The 15968-nt window shown below is 49.3% G+C and carries 16 protein-coding genes and 1 pseudogene; 14 read left to right on the top strand and 3 right to left on the bottom strand.

Annotation, left to right across the window (positions count from 1 at the left end; all coding sequences use genetic code 11):
- Window positions 1–35 precede the first annotated feature (35 nt).
- Window positions 36–1289 (top strand): MFS transporter, encoded by a 1254-nt coding sequence (locus tag E5354_RS08610; protein WP_123396248.1) that lies wholly within the window; start codon window positions 36–38, stop codon window positions 1287–1289.
- A gap of 376 nt (window positions 1290–1665) precedes the next feature.
- Here E5354_RS08610 and E5354_RS14195 read toward each other — a convergent pair whose 3' ends face one another.
- Window positions 1666–1821: a hypothetical protein gene (locus tag E5354_RS14195; protein WP_168353861.1), complete on the bottom strand. Its 156-nt coding sequence runs from the start codon at window positions 1819–1821 to the stop codon at window positions 1666–1668.
- 241 nt (window positions 1822–2062) lie between these two features.
- On the opposite strand from E5354_RS14195, the gene E5354_RS08605 reads away from it, so the two are divergent.
- From E5354_RS08605 to hpf, 7 genes are all read left to right on the top strand, one after another.
- Window positions 2063–2770, top strand: coding sequence for an SIMPL domain-containing protein (locus E5354_RS08605; protein WP_369698984.1), 708 nt, complete (start codon window positions 2063–2065; stop codon window positions 2768–2770).
- 238 nt (window positions 2771–3008) lie between these two features.
- Window positions 3009–4772, top strand: coding sequence for an aspartate--tRNA ligase (gene aspS, locus E5354_RS08600; protein WP_135947211.1), 1764 nt, complete (start codon window positions 3009–3011; stop codon window positions 4770–4772).
- Window positions 4773–4778: 6 nt separating this feature from the next.
- Window positions 4779–5564 carry a Nif3-like dinuclear metal center hexameric protein gene (locus tag E5354_RS08595; protein ID WP_123396246.1) on the top strand — a complete coding sequence of 262 codons (786 nt, stop codon included), beginning with the start codon at window positions 4779–4781 and terminating at the stop codon, window positions 5562–5564.
- A gap of 3 nt (window positions 5565–5567) precedes the next feature.
- Window positions 5568–6347 carry a zinc ribbon domain-containing protein gene (locus tag E5354_RS08590; protein ID WP_123396245.1) on the top strand — a complete coding sequence of 260 codons (780 nt, stop codon included), beginning with the start codon at window positions 5568–5570 and terminating at the stop codon, window positions 6345–6347.
- Window positions 6348–6552: 205 nt separating this feature from the next.
- The gene (gene rpsU, locus E5354_RS08585) at window positions 6553–6744 is read left to right on the top strand and encodes a 30S ribosomal protein S21 (protein WP_121700190.1); all 192 of its coding nucleotides are present in this window, start codon (window positions 6553–6555) and stop codon (window positions 6742–6744) included.
- Window positions 6745–6842: 98 nt separating this feature from the next.
- A complete protein-coding gene (locus tag E5354_RS08580) occupies window positions 6843–7754 on the top strand; it encodes a tyrosine-type recombinase/integrase (RefSeq protein WP_135947210.1) in 912 nt (303 codons plus the stop codon).
- Window positions 7744–8037, top strand: coding sequence for a ribosome hibernation-promoting factor, HPF/YfiA family (hpf, locus tag E5354_RS08575; RefSeq protein WP_123396243.1), 294 nt, complete (start codon window positions 7744–7746; stop codon window positions 8035–8037). The genes E5354_RS08580 and hpf overlap by 11 nt, the downstream gene beginning before the upstream one ends.
- Before the next feature lie 86 nt (window positions 8038–8123).
- Here the strand turns inward: hpf and E5354_RS08570 are convergent, their stop codons facing one another.
- On the bottom strand, window positions 8124–9089 hold the full coding sequence (locus tag E5354_RS08570; RefSeq protein WP_135947209.1) for a type I phosphomannose isomerase catalytic subunit: 966 nt from the start codon (window positions 9087–9089) through the stop codon (window positions 8124–8126).
- Between the two features lie 130 nt (window positions 9090–9219).
- Here E5354_RS08570 and E5354_RS08565 point away from each other — a divergent pair, with 130 nt between their 5' ends.
- A complete protein-coding gene (locus tag E5354_RS08565; protein WP_123396241.1) occupies window positions 9220–9780 on the top strand; it encodes a DUF308 domain-containing protein in 561 nt (186 codons plus the stop codon).
- Between the two features lie 8 nt (window positions 9781–9788).
- Here E5354_RS08565 and E5354_RS08560 read toward each other — a convergent pair whose 3' ends face one another.
- Entirely contained in the window at window positions 9789–10427 is a 639-nt protein-coding gene (locus E5354_RS08560) for an AAA family ATPase (protein WP_123396240.1), read from the bottom strand.
- A 138-nt stretch (window positions 10428–10565) separates the two neighbouring features.
- Here E5354_RS08560 and E5354_RS08555 point away from each other — a divergent pair, with 138 nt between their 5' ends.
- From E5354_RS08555 to E5354_RS08535, 5 genes and pseudogenes are all read left to right on the top strand, one after another.
- On the top strand, window positions 10566–10937 hold the full coding sequence (locus tag E5354_RS08555) for a hypothetical protein (protein WP_123396239.1): 372 nt from the start codon (window positions 10566–10568) through the stop codon (window positions 10935–10937).
- A gap of 20 nt (window positions 10938–10957) precedes the next feature.
- On the top strand, window positions 10958–11839 hold the full coding sequence (locus tag E5354_RS08550) for a peptidylprolyl isomerase (protein ID WP_369698983.1): 882 nt from the start codon (window positions 10958–10960) through the stop codon (window positions 11837–11839).
- Window positions 11839–13065, top strand: coding sequence for a M16 family metallopeptidase (locus E5354_RS08545; protein ID WP_135947367.1), 1227 nt, complete (start codon window positions 11839–11841; stop codon window positions 13063–13065). The genes E5354_RS08550 and E5354_RS08545 overlap by 1 nt, the downstream gene beginning before the upstream one ends.
- Before the next feature lie 133 nt (window positions 13066–13198).
- Entirely contained in the window at window positions 13199–15058 is a 1860-nt protein-coding gene (locus tag E5354_RS08540) for a DUF349 domain-containing protein (RefSeq protein WP_135947208.1), read from the top strand.
- A 286-nt stretch (window positions 15059–15344) separates the two neighbouring features.
- Window positions 15345–15959: pseudogene (locus E5354_RS08535) on the top strand (exopolysaccharide biosynthesis polyprenyl glycosylphosphotransferase); the annotation flags it as partial.
- Between the last annotated feature and the right edge of the window lie 9 nt (window positions 15960–15968).

The following is a 15968-nucleotide window of genomic DNA, read 5'->3' as shown; positions in this document are numbered from 1 at the left end:
CATCTTGCCTTTATTTATAAAAAGCTCTCCTTGATATGCAATTCAAAACAGGTACAGGCTCAACAGTTTCGGTGATGACGGCAATAGCCTTGTGGTCGCTGTCGCTCGGAGTTGACCTTCCGGGATTGGCGGTGACACCGATGCTTGACAGATTGGATTCAATTTTCCCCAATGCCTCGGAACTTGAAGTACAGCTGCTTACCGTACTTCCCAATTTACTTATCATACCGTTTGTGCTGCTTTCAGGACGGCTGTCGATGTCCAATCACAAGACCATTGTGATTACTACCGGTGTAGCTCTCTATGTTCTGTCGGCAATACTCTATATATTCTCCGACACAATGACCGAGCTGATAATCATCAGCGCGTTGCTCGGTTGTGCCTGCGGATTGATACTGCCATTCTCCACCGGACTTATAGCCAACGTGTTTACCGGCAGCTACCGAGTCACTCAGATGGGCATAGTGTCGGGTATCGGCAACGGAGCACTTGTAGTGGCGACATTCGTCGTAGGCTTGGTAGCGTCAATCAACTGGCACATGCCGTTTTTAGTATATCTGCTTCCGGCCTTGTCACTGTTTCTGCTTCCATGGATCAATAAGGCAGCCGACATGAATCCTGTCGATGACACCGATTCTTCATCGGTCGACACAACTGACTCCCGCAAAAAAGAAGACGACTGCAGCAACAAATGGAGTGGTTTTTACGTAATGCCCACCCTAAAATTGCTTGGAAGCTACTTCCTGTTCATATATGTAATGAGCGTAATTCCATACTACGGCCCATATCTGATGACGCCCGACAAACTCAGCACAACTCAGATAGGCACAGTGATAGCACTGCTCTACCTCGCAATGTTCATTTCAGGCATATCATTGATAAAGACACTTCAGCACATGCGCTACAACACCTATTGGATTGCGTGCGCCATGATAGGCATAGGAATGCTTGCCTTCATTCTCGTACACTCGTTTGTGCTTTATTGCATAGGCGCATTGTTGGTAGGCTTCGGAGTGGGCACGCTTCAGCCTGTCATATACGACAAAGCCACTGAAATTGTCGATTCGCCATGCCGCATGACGATGGCTATGGCTGTTATCCTCACGGCCAACTATCTGGCCATATCACTGCTGCCCATAATCAACGACTTCTTCGCAAAAATCTTTGGCAGCAAAAGCCTGCTTTTCCCGTTTATTTTTTCATTTGTAGTTATCGTAGTTGTGACGGGAGTGGCATTCTACAACCGCCGGGGATTCATATTCGGCATCCGCGAGTCCTACTACAGCTAACCCCGCCAAGCCCCGCCCCAAAACCGGACACCCCCAAAACGTAGCCTTTATTCTAAAAGATCAACCGGACGCTATCAAACCTCGGGACAATTACAGCACGTAATCTACAAGAAATCTACGACGCCACCGACCCTATAGATAAATTAATTTTATCCAATTGGATGATAGTAGCTTATATAGGAATCACATTTAGCCTGGAGTATCTCCATGTGGAATGCCCGAAATGTGAATACACCTAACTTACGGACTTTGTTAGGGACATTAATGTCACCATCAAAATGTAATCTCATTTTTTTCAGCGAGTTACCCTCACTTAAAAAAAATAACCGTTTGCCCGAAGTTCATCCCCATGTTCCTGAACGTAACGCTTAATGGTTCACTCATCCACTCCATAGGAATCAGCCACCATTTTAGTAGTGAAAAGCAGTTGGTCGTGAAAGCGCAGACCGTTGACATCCAAGTTCTCTTGGATGGCTTGAAGGGCATAATTGTTGTTCAACACGTTCTGCCGCTCGATATTTGATACTGTCAAGTCGTTCATATTACAAATATGACACTTTTATTTTGATTATCAGATATGTGCATTCCGTTTTGCCGGCAAGATTCTTCAGTTCCTCGCTGCGTCCGATCACTCATTCTCACGCATAACCACCGATTCACAATGTTGTTACAATTTCATTTATACGCACATTCAATTAAACAAATAACGGCTTCAAGCGTCTATATAATTAAAAATACACTCTAACATTAACCCATTAAACCAAATTATTGAAATGAAAATCATCAATCGTGCTGTTCCGGCTCTGTTGATTGCGCTCGGAATCTTCTTCTTGGGAATTTTCATAAAAGCAGGTATCGACAACTTCGCCAATCGCGACAGAGTAATAGCCGTGCGCGGCCTTGCCGAAAAAGAAGTGATGGCCAACAAGGTGACCTGGCCCATCGTGTGCAAGGAAGTAGGCAACGATCTTCCCGCCATTTACGACAAAATCACCAAAACCAACGACGCTCTTACCCGCTTCCTCACATCCAACGGAATTTCCCAGGATGAAATCTCTATCAATCCTCCCGAAATCATAGACCTGCAGGCCGAACGCTACGGAAGCCGTGACTTCGCCTATCGCTACAACGTGACATCGGTAGTTGTCGTTACATCTAAGAATGTGGAGAAGGTCAACGAACTCATAAAGCGTCAAACCGAACTGCTCAAGCAAGGAATCGCCATAACCGCAGGCGACTACAACTACCAGACACTCTACGAATACACCGACCTCAACTCAATCAAGCCCGAAATGATTGCCGAGGCCACACACAACGCACGTGAGGCCGCCAACAAATTCGCTGCCGACTCCCACAGCAACATCGGCAAAATAAAGACAGCCAACCAAGGTCAATTCTCAATCGAGAACCGCGACCCCTACACTCCCTATATAAAGAATGTACGTGTCGTTTCGACCATAGTGTTTTACATAGAAGACTAAACCGTAAAGGAAACATGCACTCCCGGCAGGATTTACTCCTCCCCGGGAGTGTTTCATTTAAGCGGAACCGCAAACTCTCCACGCCATCGGCATTTCAGCCATGCACTATAGTCACCGTCGACAATCGACATCCTCCGACACAGTTTCGTGAACGTAGATTTCCATTTTACACAGTTAATGCGTATCTTTACGGAAAATTTTAGTATCACGACTAAAAACAACATTTTCAGCAAGAACTATGTATAGGACTAACACCTGCGGAGAACTTCGTCTTGCCGATGCCGGTAAAAAAGTGACACTGGCCGGATGGGTACAGCGTGTCCGCAAAATGGGCGGTATGACATTCGTTGATGTACGCGACCGCTACGGAATAACTCAAGTTGTGTTCAACAACGACACCGACGCATCGCTATGCGAAGCCGCCAATCATCTGGGACGAGAGTATGTCGTGCAGATAACGGGCACCGTTGCCGAACGTTCAAGCAAGAACCCCAACATTCCCACCGGCGACATCGAAATCATCGCCGAAAATCTTAACATACTCAATAAGTCGGAAGTGCCTCCCTTCACAATCGAGGACGACACCGACGGCGGCGACGACCTGCGCATGAAGTTCCGCTATCTCGACCTTCGCCGCAACTGCGTGCGCAACAATCTTGAACTGCGTCACAAAATGACTATGGAAGTGCGCCGTTATCTCGACGGCAAGGGATTCCTCGAAATCGAAACCCCGATGCTCGTAGGCTCCACTCCCGAAGGTGCGCGTGACTTCGTAGTGCCCTCGCGCATGAATCAGGGACAGTTCTATGCCCTGCCCCAGTCGCCGCAAACCCTGAAGCAGCTTCTCATGGTTTCGGGCATGGACCGATACTTCCAGATTGTAAAATGCTTCCGCGACGAAGACCTGCGAGCCGACCGCCAGCCCGAGTTCACTCAGATCGACTGCGAAATGAGCTACGTTGAGCAGGACGACATCATCGACCTCTTCGAGGGCATGGCCAAGCACCTCTTCAAGGAGTTGCGCGGCGTGGAGCTCACCGAGCCGTTCCCGAGAATGCCATGGGCCGATGCAATGAAATATTATGGCAGCGACAAGCCCGACACCCGCTTCGGCATGAAGTTTGTCGAGTTGATGGACATCATGAAAGGCCACGGATTCGGCGTATTTGACAATGCCGAATACATCGGCGGCATCTGTGCCGAAGGCGCAGTCCACTACACCCGCAAGCAGCTCGACCAGCTCACCGACTACGTAAAGCGTCCGCAAATCGGCGCAAAGGGCATGGTCTATGCACGCGTGGAAGCCGACGGCAATGTCAAGTCAAGCGTCGACAAGTTCTATTCGCAGGAGGTGCTTCAGCAGATGAAAGCCGCATTCAACGCCAAGCCCGGCGACCTCATCCTCATCCTCAGCGGCGATGACGCAATGAAAACCCGCAAGCAGCTGTCGGAACTGCGCCTCGAAATGGGACGCCAGCTCGGCCTGCGCGACAAGAATAAATTCTCATGCCTCTGGGTAGTCGACTTCCCCATGTTTGAGTGGAGCGACGAGGAGCAGCGACTTATGGCCATGCACCATCCGTTCACTCACCCCAAGGACGAGGACATACCCCTCCTCGACACCGATCCAGCAGCCGTGCGCGCCGATGCCTACGACATGGTAATCAACGGCGTAGAGGTGGGCGGAGGCTCAATCCGTATCCACGACAGCCAGCTGCAAGCCAAGATGTTTGAGATACTCGGCTTCACACCCGAGCGCGCACAGGAGCAATTCGGCTTCCTCATGAACGCCTTCAAGTACGGCGCACCCCCTCACGGAGGTCTTGCCTACGGTCTTGACCGCTGGGTATCGCTGTTTGCCGGCCTTGACAGCATCCGCGACTGCATCGCATTCCCCAAGAACAACTCGGGACGCGATGTCATGCTCGACGCTCCGGCTCCTCTCGACCAAAAGCAGCTTGACGAGCTCGCGCTGTCAATCGACATTCCCGAGAAAAATTAATCGGCCATGCTCATAAGCGACATAATCGCAGCAATAGAGCAGGAAGCACCTCTGTCATTACAAGAGAGCTACGACAATGCCGGTATGCAGGTTGGCGACAAGTCAGCCCTGTGTACCGGCGTGTTGCTTTGCGTCGATGTCACCCCCTCGGTAATCGACGAGGCCATCGAGCGCGACTGCAATCTCGTAGTGTCACACCACCCTCTCATATTCCGCGGACTTAAGCACATAACCGGCGCAACACCGCAGGAACTGGCCATAATAAAGGCCATAACCGCAGGCGTAGCCGTCTACTCGGCCCACACCAACCTCGACAGCGCCTCACGAGGCGTAAACTACACCCTCGCACGGCGGCTGGGAATCGCCAAGCCGTCGCCGCTGGAGTGTCCCGACCCTGCAAATCCCGGAATCGGCCTCGGCGCAGTCGGCGATCTCGAGCTGCCGCTCACCCCGATGAAGCTGATTGAGCGCGTAAAATTAGTGTGTCAATCGCCAATCACGCGCTGCAGCGCCCTGCCCTGCAGCATGATAACACGAATAGCCCTGTGCGGCGGTTCGGGCGCGTCGCTCATAAACGCCGCCATAGCTCACAAAGCACAGGCATTTGTCACCTCCGATGTCAAATATCACGACTTTGTAGACTATTCCGACCGGCTGTTGATAATCGACATCGGCCACTACGAGAGCGAAATGTGCACAAAACACATTTTTTATCATATACTTAGCGGAAAATTTCCTAACTTTGCAGTTAATTATTCTGAAACAGAAAAAAATCCGATAAATTACTTGTAAGCTATGGCTACCGACAAGAACAAAAACGAAGTACTCTCAGTGGAGCAGCGACTAAAATCATTGTATGAGCTGCAGACAATCCTCTCCGAAATCGACCGCATAAAGACAATTCGCGGAGAATTGCCTCTTGAGGTAAAGGATCTTGAGGATAACATCGAAGGACTTCGCACCCGCATCGAAAACTTCCACAAGGATGTGGAGGATTTCCGTAAAAAGACACTTGTTGAAAAAGAGAAAATCAACGAGGCTCAAGGCAAAATCGCCCGTTACAAAGAGCAGCTCGATAATGTGCGCAACAACCGTGAATTTGACCTTCTTTCAAAGGAAGTCGAATTCCAGACTCTCGAAATCGAGTTGTGCGAAAAACACTTGAACGAGTATGCCCGTGCAATCGATGCAAAGACCAACGAAATCGCCTCAACCGAGGAGAAGTTCCGCGACAGCGAGCACATCCTTAAAGAGAAGAAAGCCGAACTCGACGAAATCGTATCGGAAACCCGTCAGGACGAAGAGCGCCTGCGCATCCAGGCCAAGGAAATCGAGCCCCGCATCGACGAGCGCACCCTCAAAGCATTCAAGCGCATTCGCGACAATGCTCGCAACGGACTCGGCATCGTCTACATCCAGCGCAACGCTTGCGGAGGATGCTTCAACCGCATTCCGCCGCAAAAGCAAATGGAAATCAAGATGCACAAGAAAGTCATAGTGTGTGAATACTGCGGCCGCATCATGATCGACCCCGAACTCGCAGGAGTTGCCGAGCACGAAGTTGCTGACAAATAGTCGATTCCGCACCATCGCATAACACAACCTCACAGCCCAATGCTTTTCCCGTTGACTGTGAGGTTGATTTATGTCGCAGCCACATCTTTTTTCACAAAATTCACGCGTTTTTATATGACTAAAATTTTGCCATATCGAAAAGTATGCGTAATTTTGTCGCGCAAATGCAAAAACAGTAAAATAATCAAAAACTAAATATCAAAAAATGATCATCGTACAAGTAAAAGAAGGCGAAAACATCGAAAAAGCTTTAAAGAAGTTTAAAAGAAAATTTGAAAAGACCGGCATCGTCAAGGAACTTCGTAGCCGTCAGGCATTTGAAAAGCCCAGCATCACCAACCGCAAGAAGATGATGAAGGCTGTTTACGTGCAGAAACTCCGCATGGTCGAGGAATAATTTATATTTTCCCTCACTTTTATTTGGTAGAATCACAAGAAAAAGCTAAATTCGTAAAAAGGCCTCCCGATAAGAGGCAAACTTTTTAACGAATCGTCATGTTAGCTTCTTTCTTGACATATATACGGTGTGAGCTGAACTTTTCAGCCCACACCGTTTCTGCATATACACATGACCTTCAGCAATGGGCCGACTTCGCCACCAGAGGCGCCCCCGACAATCTCCAAACTCATGATGTAACCGCCAACGACCTAAGGCTGTGGATTGCATCACTCGCAAAGTCGGGCGACGCTCCCCGCACCATCAGGCGAAAGATCCAAGCCCTGAGGGCATTCTTCCGCTACATGATGCGTTACCATGGAATGACCTACAATCCCGCGGCCGAGCTGACCCTCGCCAAGACCGACAAGCCCCTGCCCGTCTATGTAAGACCCAACGAAACCGACGCCATACTCAACGCGCCGCTCGACACCGGCGACTTCAACGAAACGCGTAACAGGCTCATCATCGACATGATATACTCCACAGGGCTCCGATGCTCCGAAATCCAAGGACTGATGGACAAAGATGTCGACACCGCACGGGGTGAACTAAAAGTGCTCGGAAAGCGTAATAAAGAAAGAATTATACCATTTGGAAAAGAACTTTCCGACATGATTACGACATATCGCAAATTACGTGATGACACCGTTGGCACAACCGCCCCAAACGAGTTCTTCGTCAGAGAATCAGGCGAACCGCTATACCGCAAGCTGATCTACAATGTCGTGCACAAGGCTCTCGCCGGAAACACAGTGGCCTCGCGGCAAAGTCCCCACGTATTGCGGCACTCATTTGCAACCGACATGCTCAACAACGGAGCCGACCTCTATGCGGTGCAACAACTGCTCGGACACCAGTCACTTGCCACAACGCAAGTGTACACTCACATAACTTATCGAGAACTTAAACAAAATTATCAACAAGCACATCCACGTGCACTAAAAAAAGGAGGAGATTATGGACGTTAACATTAAGTCAATCCACTTTGACGCTACCGAAAAACTGCAGGATTTCATAATCAAGAAAATCAACCGTCTTGCACGCCACAACGAGTCCATCAGCAATGCTGAAGTGACCCTTAAGGTTGTTAAGCCGGAAACATCTATGAATAAGGAAGCGGGCATCAAGATTTCAGTGCCTCAGCAGGATGACATCTTCGCATCAAAAGTCGCCAACTCATTTGAGGAAGCCGTTGACCTATCCATCGAAGCTCTTGAAAGGCAACTTGAAAAAATAAAAGGTCGCAAATAATACAACACTAAGAGCCGGTTCGACAATAACATTAAAACAGGGGCTGCTAAATGCGGCCCCTGTTCATTTTATCTTAACCGGTTTTCCTAAATCACAGCCGTAAGCAGCTTGGCATTGCCTTCTATAGCAATCGAGCGCGTCGACGCCGGCACAAGCAGCGTTTCACCACGGCCGGCTGTCGTAACGCAACCGCCGTCGGTAATCACCTTCGTCTCTCCCTCGACACACATTATTATAATAAACGACTCCCCGTCGCATTGCAGCTCAAGCCGGTCGTCGACAACTACGAGCTTTATGTCGAAATACTCGCAATCAATCAGCGGAGTAACGCCTGTCGCATCCTTGTCGTAGTCCCTTCTATAGTCATCGTAAACGTTGTAATCTATGGCATCCTTGGCCAACTCGGTATGCAGGTCACGTGTGTTGCCTTCCGAATCCCTTCGGTCAAAGTCATATACACGGTAGGTGATGTCGCTCGTTTCCTGAATCTCGGCAAACAGATTGCCGGCACCGATTGAGTGGATACGGCCTGCCGGCAAATAGAACACATCACCCTTGTGGGAATCATGCGCAGCCACCACATCCATTATCTTTTTCTCTTCGACAAGCCTCATATAATCATCGGGGGTTATCGATTTCGACAATCCGGCATATATCTTGGAGCCGGGCTGTGCATCGATTATGTACCACATCTCGGTCTTGCCAAAACTACCGTGACGCTTCATAGCAAGCTCGTCGTCGGGATGCACCTGCACCGACAGGTCCCTGCGAGCGTCTATAATCTTTATCAATAATGGGAATTTATCGCCAAATCTATCATACACCGGTTGGCCCACAAGCTCTCCTTTATATTTGTCAATAAGCTCCTTCAGATTCAACCCCTTGTCAGGCCCTTCGGCCACGACCGACTCATGACCCGGAACGCCTGAAACTTCCCAGCTCTCTCCTATGCAGTTCTTATCGGTCACAATTCCTTTATAAGAGGCTATTTTATGGCCTCCCCAAATCACCGTTTTAAAATACGGAACAAACTTGAATGGTCGTAATATCATATTTGATTCAGTTTCACGCAGCGAAAATAATAAATATTCGTCACTTGGCAAACGATTAGCACCGAACGAAAGCACCATAAACGGTGTTGAATATTATATATCGACTTAAAACAATTAAAAATTTAACAATATGAACTCGAAAAGCAATCTTATAACCTATCTCTTCGTTCTTGCGGCAGGCATATTGCTTATAATAATGCACCAAAAAGCCGACCTGCTCAAATGGATGGTCATCATAATGGGAGCAATGTTTGCCCTGCCTGCCATAATCGGCATATTCATGAACATGTCACGCAGCAGCAAACGCAACGAAAACAACACCGCCCAGAACATCTCGTCAATAGGCGCGCTCATACTCGGCGCCATAATGATAATATGGCCGCAGCCCTTCGTGGGATTCTTCGTCTATGTACTTGCCGCCATACTCGTAATCACCGGAGCGTGCCAGATTTACTTTCTTGCCGCCTGCTGCCGCCCTCTCATAATGCCTTGGTGGCTCTATCTGCTTCCTGCGTTGATTATCATTGCAGGAATCGTAATAATATGCAGTCCGTTACGCACAATCGAAACCACATTCACCTTGATAACCGGCATTGCTCTTGTTTGCGCAGCAGTAAACGCTCTGCTCATATACCTCGGCTCCAACGGCCCGAAGGAAAAAGTCGAGCGCGTGACAATAGAGAATGAGTAGCCTACAGTCTATCTATTCACATCAAAGCGACGACGCACATAGTCCATTATAACTTCGGCGACATCGTCCATCGGCATCAACGAAGAATCGATTGTGAGATCGTAAGTCTTCGCATCGCCCCAGGTCTTATCGGTATAGAAGTTATAGAAATTGGCACGCAGCTTATTGGTCTTTTCGGCCATGGCGCGTGCCTGTTCTTTTGTCGGCTTGTCGCCTCGGGTCATTATTCGCTTCACACACTCATCCATGGGAGCATGCACGAATATGTTGACACATCTCGGATGGTCACGCAGTATATAGTCGGCGCTACGGCCCACAATGACGCAAGAATGTCCGGCGGCAATCTTGTTTATGAAGTCGCTTTGCGCCCTGTAGAGATTGTCATCGCTTATAGATGTTGAACCCGAATAGAAGTTATAAGGCTGATATCCCATGGCGAACGAGAACATGCCGCTCAGAAAACGCGGAAACTTTTCATCGGACTTTTCAAAGAATTCAGGACTTACCCCGGCGCTCTTGGCCGCTTCCCAAAGGAGCTCCTTGTCATAATAGGCAATACCGAGTTTCGAGGCAAGCAATTTACCGAGTTCTCTACCGCCACTGCCGAATTGTCGGCCTATGGTTATTACAAAATTCTTCTCATCCATAATCTATAGGTTTGAACGATGCAAATATACGGAATATTCGTTGAAAAAGAATGTCCGACAGGACAAAAGCCCCACATTCTCTATTTTTTTCATCGAATATTCTTCGTATCTTTGTCGCACAACTTTATTTGCCCACTTATGAATGAAGACGACAAAAAGCTCCTGAGCAAGGATTCCGACGGTCTTTTGACCTATGAATACATAGCCAATCACATATCATCGATTGATGACGACCTTGACTACCTTATCGACAACATGATGCGTGTCGACCTCAGCGGACAGTTCATTGTAAGCGCGGCACGATACCTCTTCGCTATCGACGCCGAGCATTACAACAACGCTGTATCACGACTGATAACCGCCGCTATCGAAAAAGACCGTGAACACCGCTACATTGGCGACCTGCTTCCATTGTGGGGCGCCGACTATCAGGACCATGTAGAAGAGCTCAGCAAGACCGACAACAATTTCCGCCGCATATACAAGCGACTTTATCCAACCGGAATATAAAAACGCAATCAAATTATTGTATGTCAAAATTAAAATCAATCTGGCTGATGGCTCTTATAGCCATAACCTTTACTCAGTGCGCCAATACCCGCTCCGAGTCAAAAAATGAAACTGAAACCGAAACAACCAAAACCGATAGCATCATGACCGATTCAACCGACATAATCGTCGACATCGCCACTTCGATGGGCGACATAAAGGTGCGCCTCTACGGCGACACCCCCAAGCATCGCGACAATTTCGTGAAACTCGCCAACGAAGGCTTCTACGACGGAGTACTCTTTCACCGCGTGATAAATGAATTCATGGTACAGACCGGCGACCCCGACTCCAAGAACGCCGCCAAAGGCGCCCAGCTCGGATCGGGAGGCCCCGGCTACACTATCGACGCCGAATTTGTATATCCCAAGCACTTCCATAAATACGGCGCTCTTGCCGCCGCCCGTCTTGGCGACGACATAAACCCCGAACAGAAATCATCGGGCTCGCAATTCTACATCGTTACCGGAAAAGCCTACAACCAGTCGCAGCTCAAGCAGATGGAGCAACAGCTCGGAATGATGCAGAAGCAGCGCATATTCGACAACCTCGCATCGATGAATCGCGACAAGATAATGGAACTCCGCCGCAACCGCGACAGCGTGGCTCTGCAGAACCTGCAGCAGGAGCTGCTGGCAATCACCGAAACCGAGGCTGCCAAGAATCCCGCCAAGCTCACCGACGAGCAGATAAAAGCCTACTCTACCGTGGGCGGCACTCCCCATCTCGACGGCACCTACACCGTATTCGGCGAAGTAATCAGCGGCATGGATGTAGTCGAAAAGATACAGAAAGCAGAAACCGACCGCAGCGACCGGCCTGTCGACGATATAAAAATCATCAAGATGACAGTCGAAAAATGATAACGGTAAACCGTTTTACGCTATCTAACGGATTGCGTGTCGTACACAATCATGACAGTGCCACCGCAATGGTGGCACTCGACATATTATATAATGTAGGAAGCCGTGACGAACGCCCCGAGCGCACCGGTATGGCCCACCTTTTCGAGCACCTGATGTTCGGAGGCTCGGAAAATGTGGCCGAATTTGACAAAGCCCTTGAAAATGCCGGTGGCACAAATAACGCATGGACCAACAGCGACTTCACCAACTTCTACGACATAGTGCCCGCCCATAACGCCGAAACCGCGTTTTGGCTTGAAAGCGACCGCATGAAAGGACTCGCGTTCAGCGACAAAGCCCTCGAAGTACAGCGGCAGGTGGTGTGTGAGGAGTTCAAGCAGGTGTGCCTCAACCAGCCCTACGGCGACTTGCAGCACTACCTCAACGGCCTCGCCTACAAAGAACACCCCTATCGCACTCCGGTCATAGGCAAAGAATTGTCACACATCGAAAACGTGACGCAGGATGAAGTGCGCCGGTTCTTTTACGACCACTATGCTCCCAACAATGCCGTGATTTCAGTGACAGGCAACATATCGCTCGAGCAAACACGCGAGTTTGTCGAGAAATGGTTTTCCGACCTGCCAATGCGCAAGATTGCGCCAAGGCTCTACAATCAGGAACCCGAACAGACCGAGCCCCGCCGACTTATCGTAACGGGCCGTGCTCCCCAAACCGTAATCGTGAAAGCCTACCACATGCCGGGATACAGCCATCCCGACTATCCGGCCTGTGACATAATCACCGACCTTCTTGCACTTGGTCGCGCGTCACGTTTCTATCGCAAACTGATGCTCGGCACCGAAATGTTCACCAAGGCCGATGCATCGATTACCGGAAGCGACGAACCCGGACTGTTGATGCTCTACGGATACCTGCGCGACGGTGTAAGCGTGGACGAAGCCGAAAAGGCTCTCACCGACGAAGCCATGTCGCTGATCGACAACCCGCCGTCGGACTATGAGTTGCAGCGCACGCTCAACCGATTCGAGTCCAATTTCACTTTCGGCTCAATGAACTATGTAGCACTTGCATCGACCTTGACCTTAAGCGAAATGCGTGGTGAAGATGTAAATTCAATCATTCCTCGTTACCGTCGGCTCACATCGCCCGACATAGCGCGTGTGGCATCAATGATTTTACGTCCCGAAAACTCGTCAACACTCATTTACAAGCCGGCCTAATCGGCAATTTCCCGTTTTTTTAATCTTTTTCCACCGGAAATAACATTAATTTTCAAAATTTTATCTATATTTGAATCGTAGAATAAAATCTTGCATGGTAAAGTGCAACTATACTTATTAATAAATCAACATTATGGAATTGCGTGACCAGTCCATGTCGGTTGAAAGCACCGATAAGGATCTAACCTTGAATGAAGAGGTCGTAATAACCTCAAACGGAAATGAAGAAACTACAGTAATTGACACTAACGACACCGATGTTTCTGATACCGACGAAACTTCCGAGCCTTCAAAGCATTTGTCGAAGGAGGAGATAATCGCAGAATTGGACAACATCAGCCGGAAAGAGGGTGCCGAAATAGCTCGAGATGAAGTCACTCACCTCAAGCAACTGTTCTACGCAATTCGCAAAGTCGAGCTGGTCGAGGAGAAAAAAGCATTCATCGAGCGCGGAAACGAAGAGAGCGCATTTGCACCTATGCCCGACCCCCTCGAAGCAAAGTTGCATGAACTTCTCAACAACATCAAAGAGAAAAAAGCTCAATATACAGCATTAATAGAGGCACAACGCCGTGAAAACCTCGAGAAAAAACAAGCCATAATCGCCGAACTCGAGAAAATGGCCGAGGACACCGACAATGTTAACCGCCATTACCCGCGTTTCCGTGAACTGTCACAAGAGTTCAAGAGCCTCGGCGAAGTCCCCGCGACCGACATTACCGACATTTGGCGCAGCTATCAGGCTGCGGTTGAGCGTTTCTACGACCAGCTGAAAGTCAACAAGGATCTGCGCGACTACGACTTCAAGAAAAATCTTGAGCAGAAACAGCTGCTAATCGACGAAGCCGAGAAGCTCGTCGACGAGCACGATGTAATAACAGCCTTCCGCCGCCTTCAGGAACTTCATGAAAAGTGGCGTGAGATAGGCCCGGTGGCAAAGGAGATACGCGAAGACATCTGGAACAAATTCAAGGATGCATCGGCTGCAATCAACAAGCGTTACCAGGCATTCTTTGAAGAGCGCAAAGCACGCGAGCGTGAAAACGAAACGGCCAAGACAGCTATATGTGAGCGCATCGAGGCTCTCGACTTCAGTTCGCTGAAATCACATGCCGCATGGGAACAGATGACACGCGAAATCCTTGCAGCCCAGGAAGACTGGAAGAAACTCGGATTTGCTTCAAAGAAGGTAAACAACTCACTATTCGCCCGCTTCCGTGAAACTTGCGACCGCTTCTTCGCTAAGAAAGCCGAATATTTCAAGTCGATACGCGATGTACACGCCACCAATCTTGAGAAGAAAACAGCACTGTGCGAACGCGCCGAAGCTCTTAAGGACAGCACCGACTGGAAAAAGACCGGCGACGAGTTTGTCGCACTTCAGAAAGAGTGGAAGTCAGTAGGCCCGGTCGACAAGAAGCACAGCGATGCCATCTGGCACCGCTTCCTTGAAGCCTGCGACTATTTCTTCGACAACCGAAAAAAAGCCACTTCGGGTGTTCGCAAGACCGAGCATGCCAACCTTAAGCAGAAACAGGAAATCATCGAAAGCCTTAAGGCCATCGGCACCGACACCGATCGCGATGAAGCAATAAAGCGAGTACGTGAACTGATGAATCAGTGGCAGCAAACCGGTCATGTCCCCTACAAGGAGAAGGACAAAGTCTACGACACTTATCGCGCTATTGTCAACGACCTCTACGACAAGCTCGACATAAAGGAGGTACGCGCAGGCATGGACAAGTTTGCCAACTCCATCAACGACATGAGCAATGACGAGAATAAGCTCTATCGCGAACGCGAACGCCTCGTAAGAGCATTCGAACAGAAGCGCAACGAGCTTAAAACCTACGAAAACAACCTCGGCTTCTTCAATGTCAAGTCAAAGTCGGGCAATTCGTTGCTGCGTGACATGGAGCGCAAAGTGCAGCGCATAAAGGACGAGCTGTCATCGCTTGAAGAGAAAATCAAGCTTATCGACAGTAAACTTTAATAACGACACATTCATTTCATAACACAATTTCCGACTGTGAGTACCGTGCTTAATTGCCGGTACTCACAGTTTGATAACACACCTGACATTAGTGAGTCGAAGAGCCCGATACACACTCGCCGTCAAGCAGGGAAAGACATTTACCGAACTTGAATACACAGCCGCATCACACCCCGACTTCCAGCGGGTAATGCGTCAAAACCGACGCGCTCTCGGATTCACGACAAAAACCACAACCGGCACCGACCGAAACACCGACAAGCAATCACACGACAGTCCCACAAGCCGAAGCCCTCTCACCAAGCCATTCAACCGAGGCTTAAAACGAATGTTCGACATCACGTTTTCGTCCATAGTGCTGATTGCGTTATTTCCTATCATACTCCTGCCTGTCGCCATTGCCATAAAGACGACATCGAAAGGCCCGATATTCTTCCGCCAGCGCCGCACAGGACATAACGGCAAGGAGTTCTATTGCTGGAAATTCAGGACAATGACCGTCACGCCCGATTGCGACCGTCGCCAAGCCCGTCGTGACGATCCCCGCGTGACAAGCGTAGGACGATTCCTGAGGCACACCAATATAGACGAACTTCCACAATTCTACAATGTACTGCGTGGCGACATGTCGGTGGTGGGCCCGCGCCCCCACATGGTGAAACAGACCATGCAATACTCCCGGCTCATCGACCGTTACATGATGCGTCACTTCATAAAGCCAGGCATAACGGGATGGGCGCAGATAAGCGGCTACCGAGGCTCGACTTCGGAGCTGGAGGCGATGAAAAACAGGGTGGAGCATGATGTGTGGTATATCGACAACTGGAGTTTTACCCTCGACCTGAAAATAATAACGACAACAGTACTCAACACTTTTCGAGGTGAAATAAACGCCTATTGACCCCTGCAA

The sequence above is a fragment of the Muribaculum sp. NM65_B17 genome (assembly GCF_004793735.1).
In the GTDB taxonomy this organism is placed as follows: Bacteria; Bacteroidota; Bacteroidia; order Bacteroidales; family Muribaculaceae; genus Muribaculum; species Muribaculum gordoncarteri.
Note: the sequence above shows the minus strand (reverse complement) of the source record. Positions and strands in the feature narration are given on the sequence as shown.

Bases quoted from the DNA above. Each gene is read 5' to 3' on its own strand.
- E5354_RS08590 (WP_123396245.1), top strand. From the start codon at position 5,568: ATGGCTACCGACAAGAACAAAAACGAAGTACTCTCAGTGGAGCAGCGA.
- rpsU (WP_121700190.1), top strand. From the start codon at position 6,553: ATGATCATCGTACAAGTAAAAGAAGGCGAAAACATCGAAAAAGCTTTA.
- E5354_RS08595 (WP_123396246.1), top strand. From the start codon at position 4,779: ATGCTCATAAGCGACATAATCGCAGCAATAGAGCAGGAAGCACCTCTG.
- E5354_RS08580 (WP_135947210.1), top strand. From the start codon at position 6,843: ATGTTAGCTTCTTTCTTGACATATATACGGTGTGAGCTGAACTTTTCA.
- E5354_RS08550 (WP_369698983.1), top strand. From the start codon at position 10,958: ATGTCAAAATTAAAATCAATCTGGCTGATGGCTCTTATAGCCATAACC.
- aspS (WP_135947211.1), top strand. From the start codon at position 3,009: ATGTATAGGACTAACACCTGCGGAGAACTTCGTCTTGCCGATGCCGGT.
- E5354_RS08570 (WP_135947209.1), bottom strand. From the start codon at position 9,089: ATGATATTACGACCATTCAAGTTTGTTCCGTATTTTAAAACGGTGATT.
- E5354_RS08555 (WP_123396239.1), top strand. From the start codon at position 10,566: ATGAATGAAGACGACAAAAAGCTCCTGAGCAAGGATTCCGACGGTCTT.
- E5354_RS08540 (WP_135947208.1), top strand. From the start codon at position 13,199: ATGGAATTGCGTGACCAGTCCATGTCGGTTGAAAGCACCGATAAGGAT.
- E5354_RS08565 (WP_123396241.1), top strand. From the start codon at position 9,220: ATGAACTCGAAAAGCAATCTTATAACCTATCTCTTCGTTCTTGCGGCA.
- hpf (WP_123396243.1), top strand. From the start codon at position 7,744: ATGGACGTTAACATTAAGTCAATCCACTTTGACGCTACCGAAAAACTG.
- E5354_RS08610 (WP_123396248.1), top strand. From the start codon at position 36: ATGCAATTCAAAACAGGTACAGGCTCAACAGTTTCGGTGATGACGGCA.
- E5354_RS08560 (WP_123396240.1), bottom strand. From the start codon at position 10,427: ATGGATGAGAAGAATTTTGTAATAACCATAGGCCGACAATTCGGCAGT.
- E5354_RS08605 (WP_369698984.1), top strand. From the start codon at position 2,063: ATGAAAATCATCAATCGTGCTGTTCCGGCTCTGTTGATTGCGCTCGGA.